Origin of the sequence: Dyadobacter sp. CY345, assembly GCF_021502725.1 — a bacterium.
Taxonomy (GTDB): Bacteria; Bacteroidota; Bacteroidia; order Cytophagales; family Spirosomataceae; genus Dyadobacter.
This window is the reverse complement of sequence record NZ_JAKFFS010000001.1, coordinates 1,039,978-1,066,307: the sequence shown is the minus strand read 5'-3', so window position 1 is coordinate 1,066,307 and position 26,330 is coordinate 1,039,978. Positions and strand designations below refer to the sequence as shown.

The window sequence follows — 26,330 nt, the reverse complement described above, 5'->3', positions numbered from 1 at the left end:
ACAAACCTAAGTGCAATTATTGTTAAGTAGCGGTATTATCGCCTGCGACTAATTACCAGCTTGTAAAAGCATGCTAGAAAGGTGTTCTTCAAAAACAAATAACAAATTTTAAATTAGTTGCTGCGCTAAACCAAAAATAGCTATTCAACCAACCATCTCAATTAAACTAATTTTTCAATAACTTGTCTCTTAATACTTGCATATCCTGACTTAGCTTAATGTCCACCACTTGGGCATACTGCTGCGTTTGCTTAATTGACTTATGTCCCAACATTTTGGACACACTCTCGATTGGGACATTATTGGACAAGGTAACGGTTGTAGCAAACGTATGTCTTGCAATATGATAAGTAAGTATCTTGGTGATCCCACATAGGTCGGCAATTTCTTTCAGATATGAATTCATTTTTTGGTTACTTAAAACCGGTAGTAACTTATTTTCTGCCAGACATTGGGGATGATCTTTATACTTCTCCAATAATTTAATTGCCTGCGGGAGTAATGGAATATTAGTTGCAGTTTCCGTTTTTTGCCTATTACTAAAAATCCAATAGGCGTTATCAATACCCTTGGCAATCTGACTACGCGTTAATTGTTTAACATCGATGTATGCGAGGCCCGTATAACAACTAAAAAGAAAAATGTCCCTCACCTGAGCTATTCTCTCGATCGTTATTAACTTTTCCTCAATTACACTTAATTCTCCCGCTGTCAAAGGCCTGCGTAGCACCTCCTTTTTCGTTAATTTAAATTCTGCGAATGGATCGCTTCTCAGCCATTTTTTCTTAACGCACTCCAAGACTATCTTTTTAAAATTGCCTAAATATTTTGCCGTAGTATTTTGATTGCAATTTCTAACCGATTTAAACCAGAATGAGTATTCAGTAATAAAGTCATAGTCTAAATCCTTTATTGGAAGATCATCCATTTTGTATTTCCATTTAATAAAAGATTTTGTGTGAATCAAGGAAGTTTCATACCTCTTATGCGTTCCTTTGGCAAATTCCTTTCCGATAAGTGCTTCCATTTGATCGTTATGATACTGAAATAAGTCAATTATCATTTTACGCTCTTCCCCTTTGCCAGTCAAAATATCTTTCATAGCCTGAGCAGTGATATCCCGATCATTATCGAGAAGTAGCTTTTTTGCTTGATATGCTTTTTCCTTATACGTATCCAAAAAAGAGTTTAACATTTTAGAATCTTCCTTTTTTCCAGCTGCATTCCCCGCTTCTTTCGACCATCTTGAAGGATGCCACAGTCTCTTCGTTGAAATCTCTTTTGAATCTCCGTCTACTGTAATCTTTAAATATACATAGCGGGTTCCATCCTGATTTTCAATTTTTGGTTTTTTCAAAAAGAAAAACAATCCAAAGCTCTTTTCTAACATGACTTAATTGTTTAAGATGAACAAAATTCGAATTGCCAAGCTTAAAAATCAAGATGTAAATCTCTTTAACAGGTTATCCATAAATAAGTTACAAGCTTTTCAGCGCGTCTTTTATTTAAATAAAAAGACGCTACGAATGACGCGACTTATTTTTGGGCATATTTGAATCTTTTAGCGGTTGATTCAAACAAAAAACCCTGTTTAAATGATTTAAACAGGGTTTTTTATCTTTTTAAAACGTACTCAGTGGAGACGGAGGGATTCGAACCCTCGTCCAGAACAGGGAAACCCTGCGCCTTCTACATGCTTATCCGCGATTGAATTTTCGAGCCAGACAAGGTTCACGGCGGACCCGCGTTTTGGCCTTAAATACTAGGGTCTCGTTGGATTTCCGTATTACTATTCCAACCAGCACTGATTTGCGACACCCCGGAGCCCAACCATCAGTGCGTAGGTTGGAGGGATGATGGCATTTGCTAAATCCTCCGGATTAGGCAGCCATGGCGTAAGTATTTTCGCCAGTTATTGTTTGAAAGGTATTATTTACGGGAGGTACCCCCAGCTCCCGACATGCTTACACACAGAATCCCAACCCGCTGTCAATTCCAGTCGCCCCCAAAGCGGCGCAGAAATATCCGGTGATTAATCACGCGGTTGGCTGCTGGTATTAGACAAAAATCTATATCCAATGGTTCCGTAATTTTTTTAAAAATATTTTCTTAAAACTAAATCTATCTCCGTTTATCAATTTAAAACCCTTGTTGTCAACGTACTTAATTCTAAAACTTATTCAAATGTTTTTACATAATTTTTCAAAAATCGAAGAAATACAAAAACTATTTCTGACCATTTTGTCGGGCAGAATTCTTGATACTTGCATTATTTTCCGGTATGTATTAGCTTACTTTTTAATTACATTTTATGAGCACTTATAAATTCTTCTTTTGCTTCGCATTTCTATTACCGTTTATTTCAAAAGGGCAAAATCAAAAAATGTCATCTGATTCTGTTCCGGTCAGGAAAATATTCGATATCGCAGAGGCTGTTAAAAAAGAGTATGCGCCTGATAAAAGGACTGCTATTTTCACAATCATGGCGGATAGTGTTGGTGATAATTATTTTGAAACCACAGAGCTCAAAGCAGCGCAGAAGTTTTCTGACTCTCTTGTAAAAGCGGGGGTCAAAGTTAAAATCCCGGTTAATGTATTGCCAGCAAAAAATTTGGGTGATAAAATCTATGCGCTCGTGAATCTTTCTGTTGTCAACATCCGATCAAATCCAAAAAATGCGGCTGAACTTGCCACACAATCTCTACTTGGTACGCCTCTTGATATTTTAAAAAAGGATGGATATTATTATCTCGTTCGAACACCTGATGGTTACATTTCATGGCTGGATGCAGGAGCCATTACGCTAAAAACGGCCGCTGAAATCGAAGGCTGGAAGCAAAAGAAGAAACTTGTTTTTATTGATGATTACGGTCACGCATTTGTTAATCCGGACCGGAAATCCCAACGAGTTTCGGATCTGGTAATGGGCGACATTTTGGTTAACGAAGGGAAGCAGAAAGGATTCTACAAAGTTATTTATCCCGATGGCAGAATCGGTTTTATCCCGCAGGAACAAATGAGTGACTATAATGAATGGATAAAAAAGCCCTCACCAAACCCTGAACAGATTATTGGTATTGCTAAAACGATGATCGGTGTCCCTTATTTATGGGGCGGCACTTCTGTGAAGGGTGTGGATTGCAGCGGATTCACAAAAACTGCGTTTTTCATGAACGGCGTCATTATTCCGCGTAACGCTTCTCAGCAAGTGATGGTGGGTGAGCAGATTACTGTATTAAATAATGACGGATTTAATCTTGATGAAGCACTGAAAAACCTGAAATCCGGTGATCTGATATTCTTCGCAAGCGGGAAAAATAAATCGCCCGACGCACGTGTTACACATGTCGCCCTGTATCTTGGGAATGGTGAATTTATTCATGCATCCGGAAATGTCAGAATTAGCAGTATGAAACCGGATGCGCCGAATTATGATGATTTTGAAACCCGTACTGTGGTTGCAGCCCGGCGATATCTCGGAAATGTTGGAACTACCGGAATCCAACCCATTGCACAGCACCCGGCTTATATTGAAAAATAATCGCATGCTAAAATTTTGCCATGGCCTAAACTGTCAATTTTAAAAACCGGTAATCCCGCTTTCAAATTTATTGTAATTTCGCCCCGCACAATTTCGGATTTACAATGACAGTTGAAGATATAGAAGGCTTTTTCAAACAATTACAGGATAATATTTGCGCAGCCATAGAAAATGAAGACGGCGCGGGAAAATTCAAGGAAGACCTTTGGGAGCACCATTCCGGCGGCGGCGGACGCACGAGACTTATTCAAAACGGAAGTATCATTGAAAAAGGCGGAGTGAATTTCTCATGTGTGAAAGGTGAGGTTCATCCGAGACTTCGTCAACAAATGCAGCTGAATGATACCGACGACTTTCACTTTACCGCAACTGGCGTTTCGATTGTGATGCATCCAAAAAATCCGCACGTGCCAATTATTCACATGAACGTTCGATATTTTGAGCTTAGTAACGGGACCTGCTGGTTCGGCGGAGGAATTGACCTGACACCTCATTACGTAATTGAGGAAGATGCGACGACCTTTCATAACGTATTAAAATCAGCCTGCGATAAACATCACCCCGATTTTTATCCAAAATTTAAAACCTGGGCCGACGATTATTTCTTTATTCAGCACAGAAATGAAACACGTGGGGTTGGCGGAGTTTTCTTTGACTATCTGAAACCTGATGAAGCGGGTTACGGAAGCAATTTGTCAAAAGAAGAACTGTTTGCTTTTGTGAAGGAAATCGGAGAAAGTTTTGCGCCGGTTTATACTTCCCTCATGAAAAAGCATCGCGACGAACAGTTCACGGAGCAGCAAAAACAGTGGCAGTATCTTCGTCGCGGACGTTATGTTGAATTTAATCTGGTTTGGGACCGTGGGACAAAATTCGGATTGGAGACAAACGGGCGGACAGAATCTATTTTGATGAGTTTGCCGCCGCAGGCCAATTGGGAATATAATTTTATTCCTGAGGAAGGTTCCGTTGAGTCAAAAACACTGGCATTATTAAGAAAGGGAATAGACTGGGCAAATTAGCAGTACCTATTTCCATGCATCACCAAGCGAAGAAAGGTCCCAGTTTAGTTGTTTATCATAAAACAAATAACCTTGATCCGTTTTTAGCGGTGATGCAAAATTATTATGATAAAGTTGCCCTGTGCCCAAGCCTTGCGGCATTTGGTTGTCAAAAGCAGCTGTGAACTGCGCGATCGCACTTAAACCTATATTTGATTCAAGCGCAGAAGTCATCCACCAACCTATGGAAAGTCGCGTGGCGATTTCGATCCATTCTTTGCAATGCTGAAAACCGCCCAGTAATGTAGGTTTTAAAATAATATACGGCGGTTGTACTTTCTTTAAAAGCGCAAACTTTTTCCGATAATCCGAAATTCCGATTAACTCTTCGTCAAGTGCGATCGGTATGGGCGACGAAACACACAACTCGGTGAGTAAATCAATTTGTCCGGCACGAATCGGCTGCTCAATGGAATGAAGATCAAATTGGGATAAACGTTTTAGCTTATTTTCAACGTCTTCTGGTTTGAAAGCTCCGTTGGCATCTACCCGCAACGTAATTTGTGAAGCAGAAAACCTGGACCGGACGGATTGCAAAATACGGCACTCCTGATCAAAATCAATCGCACCGACCTTCATCTTTAGTGTGGTATATCCCTGTTCAAGCTTATCTTCAATCTGGCCAACCATGTGATCGTAAGATCCCATCCAGATCAGCCCATTCATTGGAATTCCTTTTTCACCTTTTGAAAACGCATTTTTATACTGCGTTTTTTGCCCTCCATGCATGAAATCCAGCAACGCCATTTCAATACCAAAACGCACAGACGGCAAATGCTCAGGGATAACCTGTTGTAAAATAATGGAAAGATTGAAGGGAAAAACCTCCAGGTCGAGCTGGTTAAATGTTTCGCAAACCTCAGCTAACTGAGCTCCAAAATCAGGAATATCGTCAACGCTCAGCCCCGGAAGCGGTCCGCACTCACCATACCCGACAACGCCAGGCTGCTCCTCATCCGTTATTCTTAAAATCCATGAAGTTTTTTGTGTAAGCACCCCACGTGAAGTACCAGCTTCCATTCGAAAATGGAGTGTATAGGGTTGAAACACAATTCTTAAAGGCATATTTTTGCGGTGTCAGCTTTTTTCGGGGAACAATATTAACCAAAAAATATGTAATTATGCAGATAATATGGCAGAACATAATTGGATAAAATTAATATTAACTCCCTTTTCCTGGGTGTATGGTTTGGTAACCCTGCTCAGAAATTTCCTGTACGATAAGGAAATTTTATCCACTGAAAAAGCTCCCCAATTCACCATATCCGTAGGAAATTTAACCGTAGGCGGAACAGGAAAAACGCCTGTCGTTGAATACCTTACAAAGCTTTTATCAAAAAAATACAGGGTTGCAATTCTGAGCCGCGGCTATGGCAGAAAAACGAAAGGCCTGGTTTTCGCTACCACATCTTCCCAGGCCTCAGATATCGGCGATGAGCCTTTGCAATATTTTTCAAAATTTGGAAAAAAAATTGTTGTTGCCGTTTGCGAAAAGCGGATAACAGGAGCCATTGCAATCCAGGAAAGGCATCCCGACCGGGATATGCTCTTGCTCGACGACGCATTTCAGCATCGTGGAATTCACCGCCAGATCAACATTTTATTGAACGATTTTAACAGGCCTTTTTATAAAGACCTGCCTTTCCCGGCAGGCCGTCTCCGGGAAACGAGAAGCGGGGCAAACAGAGCCGATATAATTATTGTGACAAAAACACCAGAGAATTTGCCGGAAGTTAAAAAGAATGAAATCAGAAAATCAATTGGAAGATATAGCAAGAAAAGTGTTCCTGTTTTTTTTACAACGATTCGCTATTCCGCTCCGGTAGCATACGACAATTCGCCTATTGTGTTAAAAAATGTTATAGTCGTTGCCGGCATAGCCAATCCCCTGCCCTTTACTGCATACCTTCGAAGCCAGTATCACGTTATTGATGAAATAATTTTTGCAGATCATCATTATTACACCATTGCCGATCTGGAACATCTTATTAAGTACATAAAAAACGATACTTTTGTAGTTACAACTGAAAAGGATATGGTGAAATTGAAACCACTAACTGCCTTGTCAGGCGTCGCAGATCGTTTTGCATATTTACCAATGGAAATGGATTTCGGGACCGATTCCGAAGCTTTTGATCAATGGATTTTAAAAAACACCCCCTTGACCTTTCCCTAAATCGGTGGAATTATTGAATTGTTTATGAGAATTATATTTGCTGTTGTTTTTTGGATTTCGTGTAGCTTCCTGCTCTTCCAACATACTGCTATGGCGCAAGTCCAACTTCCAGGCGGCGTAAGAATGCCAACTGGCGGAGGTAGCGGCGGCGCTCAGGGTGGAAAAGGCGGGGGAGTTGTACTTGACGATAGTACCAAAACAATTTATGGCCCTAAAACAACACTCCATTTTTTTGAGAGTGATATTATCAATAACCGTGATTCGGTTCGCTATCGCGTAGATACTTTGTTACCGGATTTTAACCGCTGGACACCTGTTGACCGCTCCTATGGAAAAATTGTTGATCTGGGAAATACCGCAACTGCGACAAGAAATTTATTCTTTACACCGCGCCAGGATGTCGGTGCACAGTTAGGCATGCGTGCGTACGACCCTTATGCGATTCAGCTGGAAGATGTTCAATATATAGATACAAAATCGCAATATACAGATCTGACATTCAGGTCGGGAGGACGAAAAACTACACTTGGCAGCTTTGGCTATTCCCAAAACGTCAATTCCCGTTTCAACTTCGGTATCAGAGGCGCGCGTCTTACTTCCAATAAACAATATGGTGCTTATACTGGTGTGGTTTCAGAGGCATTGCTTGGGCAAAACTGGACATTCCTGTTGCAAGGACATTATTTTTCCAAGGATAAAAAATATCTAATCCTGGCCAACTACCGGTATCTGAATCAAAAAGCCAGAGAGCAGGGTGGAGTTATCCCTGATACTCTTGAGAATGGTGACGGTATCTGGAGTTACGATGGCGCAGCAAGAATAAGCGACGACGCTAATTCCTGGGAACGAAGAAATGCTTTTCACATTTATCAACAATACAAGCTGGCTAACGGCTTCCAGGTTTTCGCCCAGACAGACTATCAAAGTACAATCAACCGATATTCAGATTATCAAATTGAGCGTGGTGTAGAAAAAGGTATTTATCCCGCTCCACGTTATAATCCGGACACAACCAGGCAGGACATTTTTTTTAAATTATTTGATAACAAGGTTGGGATAAAAGGTACTTTTTCTGGTTTTAATTACCGTGCTTACATCCGTCAGCGGTTATATGGCATGAGAGCCTTCGCACAATCGCCAAACACGGTCGGTACAGTCAGCACAGCATACAGAACAGGACTGAAATTCGACAATATCGTTGGTCTTTGGCTTAGCTATTATTTGAAAGATTCGGTACAACATCTGACGGCCGAAGGAGAACATATTCTGGGAAGGGATTTTAGGTTAAAAGGAGAGCTTGATACCAAATGGGCGAAAGTAGGTTACCAAACCATCTTTACATCGCCTGATCTTCTCGCTCAAAATTATATCGGCAATCATTTCGATTGGCAGAATAATTTCAAACTGACCGGAACGAATACCATTTATGGCTTCTTACCACTTCGAGCAAGAAAAATCCTTTTCACACCTGAAGTCCAGTACAATCTCGTAGACAATTATGTTTATTACGATACGGCTTCGCTGCCTAGACAATTCAGCGGTGCGTTCAGTATTTTACGTATAGGTGCAACTTTCAACATTCCTCTTGGACAATGGACGTTTTCCGGGATGGGCTACTATACCGGAAACTCGAACAGTGATGTCATCAGAATGCCAAAGTATTTTGCAAGTGGGCAGGTTACTTATGATTTCACATATGCGAAGGTACTTTTCCTCCAAGTTGGTGTTTCCGCCATGTATCGATCGTCGTATTTTGCGGATGCTTACATGCCGATTACACAACAATTTCATTTACAGAATACGTTTTTGGTGGATCAGTATACCGTTGCCGACGTTTTTGCAAATGTCCGCATCAAGCGGATCAGGCTTTCCTTCAAAATGGCGCATGTCAATCAGGGATTTGGAGCACCGGGTTATTATCAAACGCCGGGCTATCTTGGACTTAGACGTGCATTTTCGTTCGGAGTAAACTGGCCGCTGTTTGATTGAGCTGTTGGCTGTTAGCTGTTAGCTGTTAGCTGTTAGCTGTTAGCGAAAGTGTAAAGTCAGATTAAAAGTTTCTCCATTAATAATTTTTTACCTTACCAAAAGCTTATTTTTATTAAAAGCAAATTGCTATTGGCTAACTGCGCTCACTTATGCCTTCATTCTTAAATCAGGTTGCCAATCATATTCTTGCTCAAAACGGTACACAACTTGACCGTGTCAGAATTGTTGTACCTACGCGCCGTGCGGCTTTTTTCCTGATGCAGGAACTGGCGAACAGCACAACGAAAGCAGTGATGAGCCCAAAAATTGATGCGGTTGATGACTTTGTGGAAAGTATTTGCACCCTTGAAATTGAAGATTCAGTTCATCTCTTTTTCGAGTTATATGAAACATTTAAGGATATTGATCCAGATGTTCAGTTCGACAGATTTATGGGTTGGGCTTCTGTTTTACTAAGCGACCTCGATAAAATTGACCAATACCTTGTCCGAACCGATTATCTCTTCGACTATCTGTCGGAGGCAAAAGCAATCAACCGCTGGCAGGAAAATCTTCCGGAAGGGAAAACGCTGAAAGAAAGCTCGGGCACCAAACAATATTTTACGCTTTTTGAAAATATAAAACAGGTTTACAGCACATTTCGGAGCCGATTGATGAAAAACGGGAAAGCATACCGTGGTATGGCTTACCGGCAACTCGCTGAAAATGTTGAAGAACTTTTACTGCAAAAAAGTGATACTGACAAAATTTATTTTGCTGGCTTCAACGCCTTCACAGAGTCTGAAAAACAGATTATTACAGCACTGATCAAGGCCGGAAAGGCGGAAGTTTTGTGGGATACAGACCGTTATTACATGCACGAAAATACGGGTGTGGAAGCGGGGAAAAGTCTGCGTGAATATCAAGGTCAGAAAATATTCAGCAACTGGAACTGGACGGATAATAATCTTCTTACAACAAAAAAAGATATAACAATTTACGGTGTCCCGAATGCGACACTGCAAACGAAAGTTGCCGGACAACTTTATGCTGCGATGAGGGCAGGAGATAATCCTGACGAGCCGATATCCACAGCCATCGTTTTGGCCGATGAAAATTTACTGCTTCCGATGATCTATTCGCTCGACGAAGAGGTGACAGACTTTAATATCACCATGGGCTTGTCGCTCAGAAATTCGATGCTTTATACATTAATCGACAGTGTTTTCGAGTTGCAGCAAAACGTCGTTGAATTTAGAAACAAGTCCGGACGAAATGTTAGGGTTCCGAAGTTTAATCATAAATCGATTAGTAAAGTCCTGAACCATCCGTTTATCAGACATTACGAACACGCTGTTTTAAGACCGGCGACGACGGAAACCAATACGATTATTCAGGAAACACTTTGGCAGATTACCGATGGGAACCGTGTATTTTTGAGCGCGGATGAAATGCAGGAACTCGGACAGGGAAATCTGTTATTCGAAACGTTGTTTACACATTGGCCTAAGAATAATTCAAAACGTGTTATCCAGACTTTTTATACACTTATTGATATTCTTCGTGATGTTTACAAAGAATATAAAAATGCGCTGGAAACGGAATATTTATATTTGTTTTATACACTTTTAAAACAATTTGAACAAACACTTGAAGACAGGCCGGAGGTAATCACGTTGAAAACGCTACGGTCGTTCATGTTTGAACTGATCAAACAGACCAGGATTCCATTCAGCGGAGAACCGATCAGTTCTTTGCAAATTTTGGGTATGTTGGAAACGCGTGCGCTCGATTTCGACCGCATTATTATCTTATCTCTGAACGAAGGCACGCTTCCACAGGCGAAACGGCAGAATTCACTTATCCCGTTTGATGCCGCGCAAGCAGTAGGGTTACCGACCCATCAGCATCAGGAAGCGGTGATGTCTTATCATTTTTATCGTCTTTTACAGCGCGCTTCGGAAATTCATATGCTTTACACAAGCACAAATGATGCGCCTGGCGGTGGAGAAAAAAGTCGGTTTATTCAGCAGGTGGAATATGAGCTTTCTTCATATAATCCAGAAATAAAAATCCAAAACAAAACCGTATCTTTTTCTAAAAAAGCATCTCAGGAATTAAGTGAAGACGTTCCGAAAGATGCCGCGATGCTTGCCGCCATTCGCCGATATCTTTCAGGGAAGGGAGTATACCCGACACACCTGAACGAGCTGATCCGTTGTTCCATGCAATTTTACCTGAAACATATTGTCGGGGTGAAAGAGGCAGAAGATGTGGAAGAAGAACTGGGTATGGATAAAATCGGAACGTGGATCCATGCTTGTCTGGAAAGACTTGACCAAGATTTTTTCCTGCATGAAAAAGATCCGACAGAAGAGCAGATCAAGGTCATTTTGAAGGAAGAATTTGATGATTTATTCGAAGGCTATATAACCGACCTCGGACTAAACAAAATCTACTTTCATGTTGGAGAACAGCAGATCCTGGCTTTCACAAAACATCAGATCAGCCAGGAATACCGTCGGAAAATACTGGCTGCCGAACAACCGCTGAGAACGTCCTTAACGCTGACTCTTCAAAATGAAGAAACACTCGTAAATATTGGAGGAAAAATTGACCGCATCGAATTAAGCGGCGAGCACACCTTGTATGTTATGGATTACAAAACGGGAAGTGTGGAGCTTACAGGCAAACAAAAAGTTTCTGATCCGGCAAGAAAAGAGGAAATAATAAGAACCGATCCGGACAGGAAAGCGGGCTATGTGCGTCAGTTGTGGCTCTATGAATACCTGATGTACCGAAAAATGCAGGACGAAAAAGGTCTGAATATTGGTGGAAAAACGTATGAATTTGGCAAATACCTCGTTAAATCAGGCTTTTATTCCTTCCGTGACCCGACAAATTTGATTGCCAATCCTTTGGAATTAACCGAAGGACTGGACGCTGAACATTTCATTCAGCGGTCAGAAAGGTTGCTTTCAGAAATACTTGATGATCTTCTGAATCCTCAGATTCCTTTTAAAAAAACAGAAGATCTTAACGTCTGCACGTATTGCGATTTTGTCGGAATTTGCGGGAGATAAATAGTCAGGATGCAGATATCACCTTGTCATTCAGGTGATATCTCCTTCTGATATCATTGATAAGAAATTTTTTCTGCGCAGTAAAACTATCCGGATGCATGGTCCGAAAGATCTGATTCCATTCTTCAAATCGTCCAGGATCTGCTTTTTGAAAAGCAATGTAATCTATTTTTTTAGTGGTCAGATATTCTTCAAATTCCATGTTGTGCGCTGTATTTACTAATCTTTATTTCGCGTTAAAAAAGCCGTATTTGAAGATACAATAAATAGCGCGAACACCGTCTTTCCAATTAATTTTTTTACCTTCTGCATAGGTACGACCGTAGTAGGAAATACCTACTTCGTAAATTCTTAATCCGGGAACGCGAGCTATTTTCGCCGTAACTTCCGGCTCAAAACCAAATCTTGTTTCAGTCAGGTTTAATTTCTGTATTACACTGGTTTGGAACAACTTATAACAAGTTTCCATATCAGTCAGATTAAGATTCGTCGCCATATTGGACAGAAAAGTAAGTACGAATTTGTTACCGATCGTATGCCAGAAAAACAAAATCCTATGTGGTTTTCCACCAATAAATCTGGAACCGAAAACTACGTCAGCGTGGCCGTCCCAGATTGGTTGAATAAGGATATTATATTCTTCGGGATCATATTCCAGATCAGCATCCTGAATGATCAGATATTCACCTGTTGCGTGTTGAATACCGGTATGCAAAGCAGCTCCTTTTCCTTTATTAATCTCGTGTTTGAGATACCTGATATTTAATTCAGGATTACTGGCCTTATAATTAAGAATCGCCTGTTCAGTCCCATCACTCGAACAATCATTGACTATAATCACCTCTTTTTCAATATTGTGATTTAGCTTAACTGCCTTAATCTTATCAAGAATAAAGTGAACCGTTCTGGCTTCGTTGTAAGCGGGAATAATTATAGAAAGCTTGGTAAAAGGATTACTAATCATTTGCTAAAGTTAAAATTCATAACGTTTCCGAGTTACGAACGAAGATCGTAATTTTGGCTGAAAAAGTCATAGAATAAATTCGAGATGTTACATTATGACCGAATGTAAAACATTCTATGTCTATAAGGCTCGCAAAACTACAACATCCCGCGGATTTCCGGGATCATATTTCACCAAAATTTTACTTCCTAAACGTAATAAGCTTTTTAGTGAGTTGGGTAAAACCTGTTTAACCTCTGCCACAAAGTTTCTTCCCTTCTCAGGCAAAACCTGCATTTGCAACTTTACCTGCGGCAAATCATCGATAAACATACCTGTTTCGTTTACATCCAAGACGATAGCTTCTGCCAGTGTTCCATTTTTTTCGATCTCCTGTATAGACATTTTGCGAGGTCTTGCCAGTACCAAAACAAGTCGCCAGGCAGCCAGAATCATCAATACAATTGCTGCACCCTCCAATAATCCCACGATCTGTATTGTTATCAATTCCATGTTATTCGCTTTGACAATACAAAGAAACAACCGGGTTTCGTGATGTTCAACAATAGTAATTTAACGGCGGGCATTGGGGAAACGAATGGTAAAAGCTATCGAAAATTCAATTGCTGCTGCACCTCATCTTTCTTTCTCCGGGATATTTCAATTTTGGCGCCGTCGGAAAGTAATACGTATTCATGATCATTACTTAGGCGCACAATGTGTAAAGAGTTGACAAGATGGGATTTATGCGTTCTGATAAAGCTGAATTCTTCCAGCATCTCTTCGAAGTGTTTAAGGGTTTTACTTGCCACGAACGGGCGTTTTCCCACAAGATGGATGACGGTATAGTTTCTGTCAGCTTCCAGGCGTAGAATCTCATCCAATGTAAAAAAGAACACACCTTGGCTGGACGGAACTGCGAGACGAAAGTCTTTAACTTCCTTTTTCCCAATATTCTGAACAAGGTTATTAAATAGTTCTTTCTTTTGACTTGCCGGTTTTTGCTTCTCAATATATCTGTTCACAGCATTTCTGAGTTCATCAGGATCGACCGGCTTTAACAGATAATCCAGTGCGCTAAACCTGATCGCCTGGATTGCATATTGGTTATAAGCTGTCGTAAAAATGATTTCAAATGCCGGATCTTTAAGTGCCAGTAAAAAGTCAAATCCAGTTTTATGAGGCATTTCCACATCCAGAAAAACAATACCTGGTTGAAACGATTTAAGCAACTCCAAGGCAGAATCGGTAGAATCCGCCTGCCTTATTTCTGAAATTTCTGGTACCAGACTTACCAAATAGTGATTCAGCACATTTCTGGCTTTCGCCTCATCGTCGATAATTAAAGCCTTTATCATAGCGTTGCTGGTTAAAGATTTTTCAAATATGTTGACAGTTCAATTTCCACCAACGTACCAATCGCCTCTCCGCGGGTGTCGTATTTATCGGTAATAGTCAAACTTGCATGATTTCCCTGGCGCTGCAACAGATCAATTCTGTCCTGAGAAATTCCCATCCCTTTGGATTCATGACGCTTCGACTTACTATTTATCGCTTTGAGCTCGAAGGATTTTTTTCTACCGATTCCATTATCCTCAATCCGGCATATAAAAATCTCCTCGTCAACTCTTTTAAATTCTATCGTTAGTTTTCTTTCACCGTTTTTGTGCATCAATCCATGCCAAAGTGCATTTTCTACATAAGGTTGCACAAGCATCGAGGGCAGGGAAATCTGGTCCTCTTCAAGTGTTTCATCCACAATGATGTTATAACAAAAACTATTCTCAAACCGCATTCGCTCTAATTCCAGATACAATTCCAGTACCCCCCGCTCCTCTTCTACCGTCACCAGTTTTTTACCGGAATTATTTAAAACCATCCGGAAAAGTTTGGAGAATTTATTCAGGTATTTACTGGCTTCGTCATACTTATGCGTCACAATGCATTCCTGGATACTATTCAGGCAGTTGAAAACAAAATGTGGGTTCATTTGTGCACGTAATGCCATTAGCTGGCTTTCAGCGAGCATTTTATTAATTTCCAGCAGCATTATTTCCTTCTCCTGGGCCTGACCTTCAGCAAGCGCTTCTGCAATTTTATTGGCACTGATCGAAGCAATTGTAGTCAGCGCCTTGGCATGTTCTTCCGTGAAGAAATATTTCTTACTGTGTTCTGAATCAATCACCCCAATCACTTTTCCGTCGTGAAGTATGGGAACAGCAATTTCGGAAAATCTCACCTCGTCGTCAATAATATAACGGTCATCTTTTCCGGTATCACCAACAATCAACGTTTTGCCCCTCGCGGCGGCGGCTCCGACAATGCCACTACCAATCTCGATTTCAATTGGATTAATAATTTCATGACCTTTTGGATTTTTTGGCCCGTAGGCGGCTTTTTGTACCAGCTTGTTTTTCTCTTCATCCAGCAGATACACGACGCAATCTTCGAAGCGCAGCTGTGAAATGCAATTACGGGCGATGTCCCAGCAAATCTCATTCACCGAATTTTCTCCATACACCGAATTAGCAAAATAATCTATCGTTTTATCAATCCGCCGCTTCTGTTTCCTAAGATTTGCATCTCTGTAAAACAGATATGAAATAAGCAGCACCACCAATAGCCATATCGTTGTAAACCACCATGTCTGCCACCAGTTCGGTTTGATATGCACTTTTAAAATCGTAATGGCCTGCATCCAGCGCCCCTTTTCATCCGTACTACGCACTTTAAAGGTATATCTCCCCGGCATTAAATTAGTATATGAAGCGGTAAGACGGCGACCTGCCTTTACCCAGTTTTTATCAATTCCTTCGAGCTGAAAGCTGTATTGCAGCCAGGGAATGTCGCGGTGGTTCAATGAGGCAAATTGAAATGTTATATCATCTTCGGCCGGTTCAAGCTCAATAAATCCAGTATTTGAAAAGGAGGCCTTTTCAACGCCAAATGTTTTGACAGAAGTAATCTGAGGCGGTTTTTTTACAGGCATCATCGCGAAATGAAACGGATCAATGACCACGACGTGATCCAGCATAACTGCGTAGACTTTCCCATTTGCGATAGTAAGATTATTCCAATAGTCCTGTAAGGTTTTCCCAAGATCGATCTCCACTTTGGTCACCGCCTTCGTTTTGGGATTAAAAAACATAAGACCTTCCCTGCTTGCCGCCCAAACCGCCCCACGATCATCTATTCCAATGCTTGCAACATGATCGTACAAAAGGCCATTGCTGGTATCTATACTATCTAAAACTGCTCCTTTTTGATTCATTTTTAAAATTCCCCTTCCCGCGGCAGAAGCCCAGATATTGCCGTCGCGGTCTTCCACCAGCTTACTGACATAAAATTCATGGGGGTTGAATACCGGAAGTTCCGAGAATTTTTCAGTGGTATAATCAAACTTTAAAAGCCCTTTTCCGTTGACAGCAAATAATATCGTGTTGTTCCGAAGTTGGACAAAACTCTGACAGTTGCTGAATTTAAAAGATCCGCTTGATCCGTCTTTGCCATTGTAACGGTTTATCTTTTTTGTCAAAGGATTGTAGCGGTAAATCGCATCATCCATTACCTGAAACCAAACGTTTTTTCTATGATCGACAAATACGAAATTGGCAAAACTTTTGGTTTGTCCTCTTCCCGGTAAATAAAGCTTTTCAAGTCGGGAACTTCTATTTTTAAGCGTATACAACCCATTTTCCCCAGCAAACCACCATGTGTCGTTTTGTCTGACAGACATCAAAAAGCGGTTTCTTGGTAAATTTGGCACAACATATCTTTTATAACTTCCGTCCGAGGAATTGTATGCCACAATTCCTTCTTCCTTGCTAGCCATGATTGTGTCACCGGAAACACTAATATGATTCGCCTGAGCAAAGCCGGTTTGCAAAAAAAAGCGAAAACTTGGCAGCTGATAAATGGCCAGAATCGGATAGTTATCCTGACTTTTACTGACCCCGTTGATCGTCCCCAGCCAGATATTTCCTTCCTCATCCTCAATGGCTTCACGAAAATGACCATAGCCGATCGTATATGTTTCGTTCTGACTATATGGAATTTTTTTGATAGGTTTTCCTTGTTCCTTAATAAAGGCAGAAAAAAGCCAGGTAGAAATCCATAACCTGTCTTTGCTGTCAATAAAAAGGCGATTGCATCCCTCATTTATTGCAATTCCATCTAACTGGAAATATTTTTCAATAAGATTTTTTCGCCAGTCCCAGAAATTTAGGGAAGGATCATCATCGCATCCATACCACACATTACTCTTGCTATCAACCGCAATTGCATGCACATTATAAACTTTAAGAATGGGAAAATGAAGCGGATTATAATCGCGATGATAAACCGTTTTTTTTCTAAAATCAATAAAAAATGGCTTACTTGCCGCAATCCAAAAACCCTGTCTCACAGTATCATAAACCATGATCGACAAGGCGAATTCATGTTTATTGAAGACTTTTGCATCAGGATAAACGGCTTCAACCGGTAAAAGTTTTTTCTGAGTATAAATATAAATTCTGGAAGAAGTGAGGTATCTCGTTCCTATCCATATACGTCCGTAGCCGTCCCTTTTTATGCATACAATAACCTGATCTTCAAGCTCAGAAAACCGGGCATCATTAAAGAAATGGCCGGATTTTTTGTCAAACAAAAACATTCCTTTTCGCGTCCCAATCAGCAGACTGTCATCTCCAAAAGGCTCCACTGAATTGATATACAAATTTTTAACATTCCCGCTTTTATACTGTTTTATAACGGCTCCATCGTAGCGGTTCAGACCATTTGTAGTACCAATCCACAGGAATCCTTCTTTGTCTTTATAAAGTCCGCGAACCTGTTTGGCGCTTAACCCATCCTGCCATTTTAGATTTTGGAAAATGGTCTGGGCTGGTGAACAGAGAGGCAAAATCCAAAACAATAGAATTGCAGAGATCCTTTTGTACATATTGTTGAGTTGGTGAGACTTGCCTTGCAACCAGATTTATACCAAATTATTCCAGTTTGGAATTAGACTTACCAGTAATTTAAACAAAAAAGTTGTTATTATTTAATCCGATAGTACAATAAATTCCGTAATTATCTGATCTCATTTTTCCGCATCGGCATGGCATCTATCTTACCAAATAATTCCTGATGCGAAACAACTTTATCAGATCTGTGTTTTTCCCCGCCGTCCCGACCAATCAAAATAAATGTAAACGATTTCGAAGTATCAATATTCCACTTTTTCCATTGATCCGGATTTTTGGAAAACTCATACGATTCAATATTAATGTCGCGCTCCTTAACACCAGCCTTGTTTGCTTCCAGTTCAGCAGTTTGCTTATGCCAGGTTTCTTTCTTATCATTTTTGTAAAATAACAATACCTTTCGAGGCTGGTCTGCGAGGAATAACATCATGGTAATCAGTAAGATTTTCATAATTAAATGTTTTTAAGAATTGTTAAAAAATTATTCCAAACACAAAAACGGCCTGATGAAGATTTTCACCAAGCCGTTTATTTATCAATTTTTAAACTTTTATTTCTGTTTGAATTCCAGATATTCTTCAACCGGAGCTCCTCCACCGGCATTTGTAAACTTAATGGTTATGTTGAGCTGTGGCATGCCAGTCCCGTTTGTAACTTTCAAAGCAGTTCCTTCAAGCTTCTGAGTCAAAGTCCCGGGAGTAGTCTGCTCAACATCTACTACTTCATTGATCGTAAAACTATCTGCTGCTGTTACTTTAACATCTTTCAACTTACGAATCTGAACGGCTGTCAATGTCGTACCTGATGTGCTTACTCTAATACTTTTTGTGTAGTCAATAGCCAAAGTGTTTTTATCCGTATTGGTAATTACCCAATCCTGAATGGTTGTCTCATTGCCAACTACTGTTGTTGTAGAATAGTTACCAGCAAATTCAGGAGCATAATCTGGCTCGGGCGTGGAACTATCGTCTTTATCCTTACAAGAAGTGAATAGAACAATCAGGCACAGAACAAATAATTTTCTCATGTTAAAATTTAAAGTAGTTTGATGACGCAAAATAATTACACATTAAATATATTCCTGTTATAACGGTAATATTATCAAATATGCATAATTACATGTTGAATTTTTTAATATTTATAAAGCATTTCAGTTTGTAAATAACTGATTAAAAAGGCAATTTACCAAGATCTACATTTCCACCGGAAATTATAATACCAACCTTTTTACCTCTGAAAACCTCTTTATTTTTTAATATTGCTGCCAGCACAACTGCACCGGAAGGCTCGACAACGATTTTCATACGTTCCCACATAAGCCGCATGGCCGCAATAATTTCTTCATCCGAAACAGTTAAAATTTCTCTAACGTATTTACGAATTATTTCCAGATTTTTTGGGCCCAAGGGCGTTAACAAACCGTCAGCAATGGTCTTGACGTAAGGTGCTTTTTCAATTTTACCACTTTTGAAGGACAACACCGCATCCGCTGCACCTTCCGGTTCTCCTGCAAAAACCTCAGTTCCGCGGGAAAAATAATGCGCTGACAAGGCTGTTCCACTCAACAACCCGCCGCCGCCGACAGGCGCAATGATCGCATCCAAATGAAAATCCAAATCTTCAATGAGTTCTTTTGCGGCGGTTCCTTGCCCGGCAATAACTGCATAATTATTAAACGGATGCACAAAAGCTGCACCTGTTGCTTCTATAATTTTATCAACCGCGCCCTGCCTGTCTTCGGGTGTGTTTGGGCAAAAAGTAATCTGTGCGCCATAACCTTCTACCGCCTTCACTTTCACTGCGGCAGAATTATCCGGCATAACGATAAAGGCTTTTGCACCCACTTTCGCCGCTGCAAATGCAATCGCCTGTGCATGGTTTCCGGAAGAATGCGTTGTCACACCATTTTTCAATTGTTCGTCAGTTAAGGATAATATCGCATTCAAACCACCTCTCGCTTTGAAAGCTCCGATCTTCTGAAAATTCTCACATTTGAAAAACAGTTCTGCTCCGGTTAACTGATTAATATATTGCGAAGTTAAGACAGGCGTTCTGTGAATAAATGGAGTAATCAGTTTATGGGCCTTTTCAATAGTGGATTTATCGGGAATACTTTCGATCATGTTATGGTTATTGTAAGATAAAAAACTGCAATTTAGATACTTATTTAACAAGCGACTGGTAAACAAGCACCTTAAACTTGTCCTGCATTTCTCCCCAACTGCTGTTCGGATACTCTTGCGTCATTAGTAACCCGACAATTTTGTTTTTAGGATCAGCCCAATACGTTGTCCCAAAAATACCACCCCATTCAAATGTATTTTCAGGAATTGGAATTCTTGCTGCTTCTTTTGATGACGCAATGGAGAAACCCAGGCCAAATTTATTCCTTCCCTGATTCAAATCTCCAATCTGGTTTCGCGTCATCAAATTAACAACTGCCGGACTTAAAATCCGTTTGCCGTTATACTCGCCGCCATTTAACATCGTCTGCAAAAAGATTGCATAATCATAAGCGGTAGATGTAAGCCCGGCACCACCAGCATAAAACTTTCCATTTACTTTGGGATAATCGTTATTGAATCCAGGACTATTTTCCGGGACAATCGTTTTCCCGTTATCATCTTCCGTGTATAGCTTTGCCAAACGATTTTTTTTGTTTTCAGGTAAATAGAAATACGTGTCCTTCATTCCAAGCGGCTCAAATATCCGCTCTTTAAAAAAGTCATTAAGCGACTTCCCTGAAACCACCTCCACCAAATAACCAAGCACATCAGTATTCAAACCATAAGAAAAACGTTCGCCTGGCTCATGGATCAAAGGCATTCCCCCGAGCCTTTTTATAACGTCTGCCAGAACATAGTCCGGGGTTCCGATACCGCTGGGAATATTGTTTTTGGCATAAATAGCCTTGGCTTCTTTGGACCCTATAAGCGGATAACTGATCCCGGAAGTGTGGGTGAGCAGGTCTCTAATCGTGATTTCCCGTTTAGCAGGTTTGGTAGTAAAACTCGAATCCGTCTCGTTGAACTTGTCCAAAATTTTCGGATTTTTAAACTCGGTAATATATTTCGAAACCGGATCGTCAAGCAGAAATTTCCCTTCTTCATACAAAATCATGACAGCTGTACTGGTAATCGCTTTGGTCTGCGAAGCTATCCTAAAAATTGCATCCTGTTTTAAAGGTGTTTTCGAACTTACGTCGTCAAGTCCAAATCCCTTCTGATAAACAATTTTCCCATCTTTCACAATGAGCGCCACCGCGCCGGCAACTTCCTGTTTATCAACATATTCCTGCAATACCTTATCCACTCTCTTCAATCTTTCAATACTAAGGCCAACGGTTTCAGGTTTGACTTCCACAAGAATCTGGGCATTTAAAAAACTTCCCGACAATAAGATAGATCCAATTAAAACCTGAACAGCATTCTGTTTAAGAAAGGATAAAATAGGGGACATAAAGGTCGACAGGTTATGAGTTTAAAAGATTGGCATAATAGTATAAATAATCTGAATCAGATACAAAAAAAGCCCGTCAGAAATCTGACGGGCTAAATTTTTAATCAGCTGATATTTATTTACCAGCGTTCGGAGTATACAGATTAAAGAACTGATCCAATTTCGGCGTAATGATAATTTCAGTACGACGGTTCAAGCTACGGTTTGCAGGTGAATCATTAGCAACCTTAGGAAGATATTCTCCACGGCCACCAGCGATCAAACGAACCGGCTCAACACCATATTTCTTTTGCAATGTACGGGCAACCGAAGTAGCACGCAAAACGCTCAAATCCCAGTTGTCAGTAACTTTATCAGTTGCGATAGGTACATTATCCGTGTGACCTTCGATCAAAATCTCAATTTCTTTGTAATCGTTCAGGATCTTCGCAACTTTTGCCAACACAGATTCAGCTTGCGTGTTGATTACAGAACTACCAGATTTGAAAAGCATTTTATCAGAGAGTGATACATAAACCACACCTTTTTTAACCTCAATCTGAACGTCTTCATCACTAACATCTTGCAAAGAACGTTTCAAATTCAACACAAGCGCCATGTTTAACGAATCTTTACGTTGAATGCTTGCGTTAAGGTCACGAATCTGGCCACCTTGAACATTCATCATTTCAAGAGATTTCTTGATGCTTTCAGAACCTTCTTTGCTGATTACGGACAGGTCAGACATACGGTCAAGAAGGCTGTTGTTGTTTTTCTTCAAAAACTCAAGCTGGTCTTCCAACTCTTTAACTTTGTTGGTTTTTGCTGTAAGCTCGTCGTTATTAAGCTTTATATCATTGTTCAAACTTGCAGTTCTGCTGTCACAGTCATTCAAATCTGCTCTCGCTTTGTCTAACTGGATTTGAATTTCATTTGCTTTGTTAACAGCCGCGGTCATTTTCTTCTTGCTTGCACATGAGCCTAGTACAAATAGCATAGCGATAGCTAAGAGCGTTTTTTTCATAGTTATTCAGGGTTATAAAAATAATACAATTTAAAGTTCGACATAGTTTAAGGTTAATACAAGGAGAAAACCGTGCCAGCTCCATTACAACTTTTCATTACAATGCATCCAATTATTACTTGAATGCAAAAACAGGCTTGCGAATCTCTAAAAAAATAAGCATTACCTCAGTGTCAGATGAGATAATGCTTAGTAAAGCAATCTGTTACCTTTCACTTTCAGACCGCAAAGGTACAAAAACAAAGATTTATTTCAGACGCCCAAACTTTTTCTTTTGTTAATAAATCATAATAGTATAAACCTTTCCCTAGTATGGCATCGTCCAGAAAAATGCCCGGCGCGCTTTAAAACTGTCTCTTACATGGTTTGCCACTAAGGTATTATACTGCTGTTCGTTGATTTTTCTTCCTTTAATTTTCTTTGGCACCTCAATATCATCCGTAATCGGCTTCATCTCTATTTTCTTCGCCGTTGTTACCACGATACCGTCATTAATATCAAGTTCGAGAATCATTCCCGGAAGTCCCCCATACAAATCCGGCCCAACACCTAGCGGAATATTATCGGCAAACCATGCAGTTATTTTTTGCTTTTTGACAGTATCTTCCGTTACAGCCATCATGCACATATATCCCCCAATTTCTTTTATCTTATTCATAATCTTCCATTTAGGCGCTCTTACAGAATCTTCAACGATGTAAATCTTGCCCAACATTTCAATAATATCCGTCCGTTTTTCAGTCTCCATATCACGATAAAGTTTGTACTCTTTCTCATTCCAGGACCAGCCAGCATCATTATCCAAATGTTTTGAGCTGGTATAAAAACTTTTCTGGCCATTGAACAAAAGCCGCATCTCCTGCTTGGATTCATCGTCTCCCCAGGTCTGCTTGATACGGTCTCTTTCCTCATTGCTCATGTAGGTCAGTGTGCCATAAAGTTTTGGCCATGCCGTGACCTTTTCATAAGTAATTTCGCCCTCCATTTTCTGTGCAAAAGCTGTCGAAAATGACAAAGACAGCATGATAGCAAGTAGTCTCATCAGATTGTATTTTGGAAAGTTCATGTAGCTGTTCCTTTTTTCAGATTAATAATTGCTGCGTTTTACCGATGCTGACATTCCCCTCATGTTGTAGGTAAAACTCAGCATAAAATACCGCGAAAGTGTTTTCGTCCTGGTTTCCATATAATAGTTGGAAGTTGCCGATTGCGAAATCCCGAGGTTTCTTTTAAATACATCGTATGCGGTTAGACGAACCTCACCACGCTTGTTTTTCAATACAATCTTATAGACTGCAAGGTTAAGGATCGGCTGTTTTTGATCAAACCCAAACTGATTATTGACGTAACTATTGTAATTAAAACGGGCGTTGAAATAAATCTCCTTTGGCATTTTAACATTCATATCCGCACCGTAGGTTGAGTTAACAACCTTCTGATTCTGATTTGTATTTATTGAATATCGGGTATCCGCAATGTTCCAGTTGGCGTTCGCATACAGAGTAAAAATATCACTTGGCGTTATATCCAGACGGGCGCCAAAATTGTACGCATCCGTTTTTGTTTTATTAATAACGTTATTAATGTAAATCGGATTATTGCTAAAATTAATCCCTGCATTTACGTTCATAGATACCTTCGTTTTTTTAAGCGGAAAACCCAGATAAACATAACTTCCGTAATTTTTCCCACCTGAAATGTTCATGGGTTTGGTTGTCGTGATCAGATTTTCGTCAATCGTTTTATTGTAAACAATCTGATCGACATTATAGCTGTAATTAACGTTAACATAAATGTTTGTAAAACTGGCAGGGTTGAACATATTATAACCTGCAAAAACGTGATGGTTAGATTGTGGAATAAGATTCGGGTTTCCTTCCACAATATTCAACGGATTGCTGTTGTCTACCACGGGTTGGAGATCAGCGATTGTAGGCTCCTGGACAGACAGACCATATTCCATAAATAAATAGCGGTTCTGTTTTAAATCATAATTCAACGTCACATTTGGAGTCACTTTGAAAAACGATCTGTCCACATGTGAGAAACTGGTTGAAGATTGATCCTGTCCGAATTTTCCTTTTAAATCAAATTGCTGCGCTGCCAGGCCAAGTGAAATATTCAACCCCTTATTCGAATAACGAACACTTGATCCGATTCGGTTGTAAGTAAAATCATTTGTATAATAACGCGTCAAAAACTGATTAGTCTGAAGAACATTGTCCTTCACATCAAATACATTCCGATCGACCTCATCTTTCCGTAAACTAAAATTGTAAAACGTTTCCCAGTAAAACTTTTTGGCAAACGGTTCAATAAAAGACAAACTTCCTTTAAACTGATTTCGCTTGCTTTCCGTCTCGTTTTGCTGATTGATTGAACTATTATTGGAAGGATCAAGGAAAAATTCATTGATGGAATTCAAACGTGAACTTCCGTCTGAATTATTGATATTGTACCCAACGCTCGCCGCGAAATTCCTTCCCTTCTTTTTAAACTTATGCCGGTATAAAAGCAGGTTCGACATGGCAAACGAATTATATAAACTTGCGTTGTCAATCGTTGACTGGTTCGATAAGGTATCTCCACCGCGACGATATTGCTGAAAACTATTGTAGTCGGTATCACCGTTGTTGATCCGCGAATTACTGATCAAAATGATCGTGTTCAACGAATCCAGAACTTTCTCTAAACGGAAACTTGGCCTGTGATTACCGCTGAACGTTTTTGTAAGATTTTTATCAGTTGACTTAAAGGTACTGTTGTTTAAAAAGTTATCGCGACTGGACATCACATCCATAACTGCGTCGGTGGAATTGTAAAAATAACTCGTGCTAACTTTTGTTTTTTTAGTATCATAGTTATAATTGGCTCCCCCAGCCCAGTTCTTCGTAAATCCGGGAGAACCGCTGCCATAACTCGGCGAAATGGTAATACCGTCTCCCTCCCCTCCGAAATATCGTATCCCGCCGGAAAATCCGAAATCCCCATCATCTCCCCAATTGAAGGACTGACTTCCTTTGAAATCCTGATAATCATTTCTTGCAATTCCCGACTGATTGGTATTGTTCCCGAAACCGAGTACCGAAAATTGCTGTTTGTCATCAAACCGATTATAACTGACCTTGCCCTCTGCCCTGGAATCCGTCCCGACTCCCGCCACCGCCTTTCCGAAACCACCCTTTTTGTGGCTGTCTTTTAATTCCAGATTGACTGTTTTTTCACGTTTTCCATCATCAACACCCGTGACTTTGGACTGCTCTGTCTTTCCATTAAAAACTTGTACTTTATTAATTGCTTCTGCCGGAAGATTTTTTGTTGCCATTTTAGGATCGTCACCAAAAAAGCGCTTACCGTCCACCGTCACACGTTTGACTTCTTCGCCTTGTGCCTTGATGTTTCCATCGGCATCTACTTGCATACCTGGAAGCTTCCTGATAAGGTCCTCTACGGTAGATCCAGGCGGCACTTTAAATGCTTTTGGATCGTATTCAACTGTATCACCGCGGATACTTAACGGTGCCCGGGCCGTCTTAATCACCACCTCGTATAAATCCTGATTCAGGAACTTCATCCCAAGCTTACCAACATTTGTGACATCTCCATCGTTTGGCGTAACATTTTGCTGGTAAGGAAGATAACCTACATAAGAAACTTTAAGCAGATAAGAAATTCTTCGCAGATTTTTGAATTCAAAAGAACCGTCTTTGCCGGTTCGACCAAAATTGACAAGAGAAGAATCTTTCGGAAGAAGAAGCATCACGGTAGCTTCGGGCAGACCAACCCCGGCGGTGTCGCCGACAATTCCTTTCATGGTAAAACGTCCCGTGCTCTGACCATAGGAGGCAAGGCAAATGAGACTACAAAAGAGTAGAAGTAAGGATTTTTTCAAGGCTAATAGATAAGTTAAGGTGAATAAGTAAAGAGGGCACTTTTATCAATATTGGACTCCACAATATTATAAAATCAAGATGTTAAATACAACTAAAAATTTAGTTTTTAACATTTTTTGTAACCATTCAATAATCTTTTAACTTTTATTAAGGCATGCAGATTTTACAAATGTACACTTTTGCAACAAATGGTGACATTAAAATTATTAAAATAATAATTACTTAATTTGTGGGGC

The 26,330-nt window shown here is 40.2% G+C and carries 19 protein-coding genes and 1 other RNA gene; 5 read left to right on the top strand and 15 right to left on the bottom strand.

Annotated features, from left to right (window positions below; genetic code table 11):
- Positions 1–166: 166 nt before the first annotated feature.
- Together L0657_RS04490 and ssrA are read right to left on the bottom strand one after the other, a co-directional pair.
- Positions 167–1,390, bottom strand: coding sequence for a site-specific integrase (locus L0657_RS04490; protein ID WP_235149196.1), 1,224 nt, complete (start codon positions 1,388–1,390; stop codon positions 167–169).
- Between the two features lie 244 nt (positions 1,391–1,634).
- Positions 1,635–2,007: a transfer-messenger RNA gene (ssrA, locus tag L0657_RS04485) on the bottom strand.
- A 376-nt stretch (positions 2,008–2,383) separates the two neighbouring features.
- Here ssrA and L0657_RS04480 point away from each other — a divergent pair.
- Positions 2,384–3,541 carry a C40 family peptidase gene (locus L0657_RS04480; RefSeq protein ID WP_235149195.1) on the top strand — a complete coding sequence of 386 codons (1,158 nt, stop codon included), beginning with the start codon at positions 2,384–2,386 and terminating at the stop codon, positions 3,539–3,541.
- Between the two features lie 104 nt (positions 3,542–3,645).
- On the top strand, positions 3,646–4,563 hold the full coding sequence (gene hemF, locus L0657_RS04475; RefSeq protein ID WP_235149194.1) for an oxygen-dependent coproporphyrinogen oxidase: 918 nt from the start codon (positions 3,646–3,648) through the stop codon (positions 4,561–4,563).
- 6 nt (positions 4,564–4,569) lie between these two features.
- Here hemF and menC read toward each other — a convergent pair whose 3' ends face one another.
- Positions 4,570–5,667, bottom strand: coding sequence for an o-succinylbenzoate synthase (menC, locus tag L0657_RS04470; protein WP_235149193.1), 1,098 nt, complete (start codon positions 5,665–5,667; stop codon positions 4,570–4,572).
- A gap of 67 nt (positions 5,668–5,734) precedes the next feature.
- Between menC and lpxK the strand changes: the two genes are divergently transcribed.
- The 3 genes from lpxK to L0657_RS04455 all read left to right on the top strand — a co-directional run bounded on the left by lpxK (position 5,735) and on the right by L0657_RS04455 (position 11,829).
- Positions 5,735–6,778: a tetraacyldisaccharide 4'-kinase gene (gene lpxK, locus L0657_RS04465; RefSeq protein ID WP_235149192.1), complete on the top strand. Its 1,044-nt coding sequence runs from the start codon at positions 5,735–5,737 to the stop codon at positions 6,776–6,778.
- 90 nt (positions 6,779–6,868) lie between these two features.
- Positions 6,869–8,767, top strand: coding sequence for a putative porin (locus L0657_RS04460; RefSeq protein WP_235149191.1), 1,899 nt, complete (start codon positions 6,869–6,871; stop codon positions 8,765–8,767).
- A 149-nt stretch (positions 8,768–8,916) separates the two neighbouring features.
- The gene (locus tag L0657_RS04455; RefSeq protein WP_235149190.1) at positions 8,917–11,829 is read left to right on the top strand and encodes a PD-(D/E)XK nuclease family protein; all 2,913 of its coding nucleotides are present in this window, start codon (positions 8,917–8,919) and stop codon (positions 11,827–11,829) included.
- 4 nt (positions 11,830–11,833) lie between these two features.
- Here L0657_RS04455 and L0657_RS04450 read toward each other — a convergent pair whose 3' ends face one another.
- From L0657_RS04450 to L0657_RS04395, 12 genes are all read right to left on the bottom strand, one after another.
- Positions 11,834–12,031 (bottom strand): hypothetical protein, encoded by a 198-nt coding sequence (locus L0657_RS04450; RefSeq protein WP_235149189.1) that lies wholly within the window; start codon positions 12,029–12,031, stop codon positions 11,834–11,836.
- Positions 12,032–12,055: 24 nt separating this feature from the next.
- Entirely contained in the window at positions 12,056–12,793 is a 738-nt protein-coding gene (locus tag L0657_RS04445) for a glycosyltransferase family 2 protein (RefSeq protein WP_235149188.1), read from the bottom strand.
- Positions 12,794–12,913: 120 nt separating this feature from the next.
- On the bottom strand, positions 12,914–13,285 hold the full coding sequence (locus L0657_RS04440; protein ID WP_235149187.1) for a DUF3592 domain-containing protein: 372 nt from the start codon (positions 13,283–13,285) through the stop codon (positions 12,914–12,916).
- Positions 13,286–13,380: 95 nt separating this feature from the next.
- A complete protein-coding gene (locus L0657_RS04435) occupies positions 13,381–14,130 on the bottom strand; it encodes a LytTR family DNA-binding domain-containing protein (RefSeq protein ID WP_235149186.1) in 750 nt (249 codons plus the stop codon).
- Positions 14,131–14,141: 11 nt separating this feature from the next.
- A complete protein-coding gene (locus L0657_RS04430) occupies positions 14,142–17,714 on the bottom strand; it encodes a histidine kinase (protein ID WP_235149185.1) in 3,573 nt (1,190 codons plus the stop codon).
- A 131-nt stretch (positions 17,715–17,845) separates the two neighbouring features.
- A complete protein-coding gene (locus tag L0657_RS04425; RefSeq protein WP_235149184.1) occupies positions 17,846–18,190 on the bottom strand; it encodes a DUF4174 domain-containing protein in 345 nt (114 codons plus the stop codon).
- A 99-nt stretch (positions 18,191–18,289) separates the two neighbouring features.
- On the bottom strand, positions 18,290–18,766 hold the full coding sequence (locus L0657_RS04420; protein ID WP_235149183.1) for a hypothetical protein: 477 nt from the start codon (positions 18,764–18,766) through the stop codon (positions 18,290–18,292).
- A gap of 142 nt (positions 18,767–18,908) precedes the next feature.
- Positions 18,909–19,862 carry a threonine/serine dehydratase gene (locus L0657_RS04415; RefSeq protein WP_235149182.1) on the bottom strand — a complete coding sequence of 318 codons (954 nt, stop codon included), beginning with the start codon at positions 19,860–19,862 and terminating at the stop codon, positions 18,909–18,911.
- A 40-nt stretch (positions 19,863–19,902) separates the two neighbouring features.
- Positions 19,903–21,198: a serine hydrolase gene (locus L0657_RS04410; protein WP_235149181.1), complete on the bottom strand. Its 1,296-nt coding sequence runs from the start codon at positions 21,196–21,198 to the stop codon at positions 19,903–19,905.
- 115 nt (positions 21,199–21,313) lie between these two features.
- Positions 21,314–22,201, bottom strand: a complete 888-nt coding sequence (locus L0657_RS04405) for an OmpA family protein (RefSeq protein ID WP_235149180.1) — start codon at positions 22,199–22,201, stop codon at positions 21,314–21,316.
- Between the two features lie 307 nt (positions 22,202–22,508).
- Positions 22,509–23,243: a GLPGLI family protein gene (locus tag L0657_RS04400; protein ID WP_235149179.1), complete on the bottom strand. Its 735-nt coding sequence runs from the start codon at positions 23,241–23,243 to the stop codon at positions 22,509–22,511.
- 45 nt (positions 23,244–23,288) lie between these two features.
- Positions 23,289–26,093: an outer membrane beta-barrel family protein gene (locus L0657_RS04395; RefSeq protein WP_310588259.1), complete on the bottom strand. Its 2,805-nt coding sequence runs from the start codon at positions 26,091–26,093 to the stop codon at positions 23,289–23,291.
- Positions 26,094–26,330 lie beyond the last annotated feature (237 nt).

Excerpts from the sequence above, each read along its gene's own strand:
- menC (WP_235149193.1), bottom strand. The coding sequence starts at position 5,667 with ATGCCTTTAAGAATTGTGTTTCAACCCTATACACTCCATTTTCGAATG.
- L0657_RS04440 (WP_235149187.1), bottom strand. The coding sequence starts at position 13,285 with ATGGAATTGATAACAATACAGATCGTGGGATTATTGGAGGGTGCAGCA.
- lpxK (WP_235149192.1), top strand. The coding sequence starts at position 5,735 with ATGGCAGAACATAATTGGATAAAATTAATATTAACTCCCTTTTCCTGG.
- L0657_RS04480 (WP_235149195.1), top strand. The coding sequence starts at position 2,384 with ATGTCATCTGATTCTGTTCCGGTCAGGAAAATATTCGATATCGCAGAG.
- L0657_RS04415 (WP_235149182.1), bottom strand. The coding sequence starts at position 19,862 with ATGATCGAAAGTATTCCCGATAAATCCACTATTGAAAAGGCCCATAAA.
- L0657_RS04410 (WP_235149181.1), bottom strand. The coding sequence starts at position 21,198 with ATGTCCCCTATTTTATCCTTTCTTAAACAGAATGCTGTTCAGGTTTTA.
- L0657_RS04450 (WP_235149189.1), bottom strand. The coding sequence starts at position 12,031 with ATGGAATTTGAAGAATATCTGACCACTAAAAAAATAGATTACATTGCT.
- L0657_RS04425 (WP_235149184.1), bottom strand. The coding sequence starts at position 18,190 with ATGAAAATCTTACTGATTACCATGATGTTATTCCTCGCAGACCAGCCT.
- L0657_RS04400 (WP_235149179.1), bottom strand. The coding sequence starts at position 23,243 with ATGAGACTACTTGCTATCATGCTGTCTTTGTCATTTTCGACAGCTTTT.
- L0657_RS04460 (WP_235149191.1), top strand. The coding sequence starts at position 6,869 with ATGGCGCAAGTCCAACTTCCAGGCGGCGTAAGAATGCCAACTGGCGGA.
- L0657_RS04420 (WP_235149183.1), bottom strand. The coding sequence starts at position 18,766 with ATGAGAAAATTATTTGTTCTGTGCCTGATTGTTCTATTCACTTCTTGT.
- L0657_RS04430 (WP_235149185.1), bottom strand. The coding sequence starts at position 17,714 with ATGTACAAAAGGATCTCTGCAATTCTATTGTTTTGGATTTTGCCTCTC.
- L0657_RS04405 (WP_235149180.1), bottom strand. The coding sequence starts at position 22,201 with ATGAAAAAAACGCTCTTAGCTATCGCTATGCTATTTGTACTAGGCTCA.
- L0657_RS04445 (WP_235149188.1), bottom strand. The coding sequence starts at position 12,793 with ATGATTAGTAATCCTTTTACCAAGCTTTCTATAATTATTCCCGCTTAC.
- L0657_RS04435 (WP_235149186.1), bottom strand. The coding sequence starts at position 14,130 with ATGATAAAGGCTTTAATTATCGACGATGAGGCGAAAGCCAGAAATGTG.
- hemF (WP_235149194.1), top strand. The coding sequence starts at position 3,646 with ATGACAGTTGAAGATATAGAAGGCTTTTTCAAACAATTACAGGATAAT.
- L0657_RS04455 (WP_235149190.1), top strand. The coding sequence starts at position 8,917 with ATGCCTTCATTCTTAAATCAGGTTGCCAATCATATTCTTGCTCAAAAC.
- L0657_RS04490 (WP_235149196.1), bottom strand. The coding sequence starts at position 1,390 with ATGTTAGAAAAGAGCTTTGGATTGTTTTTCTTTTTGAAAAAACCAAAA.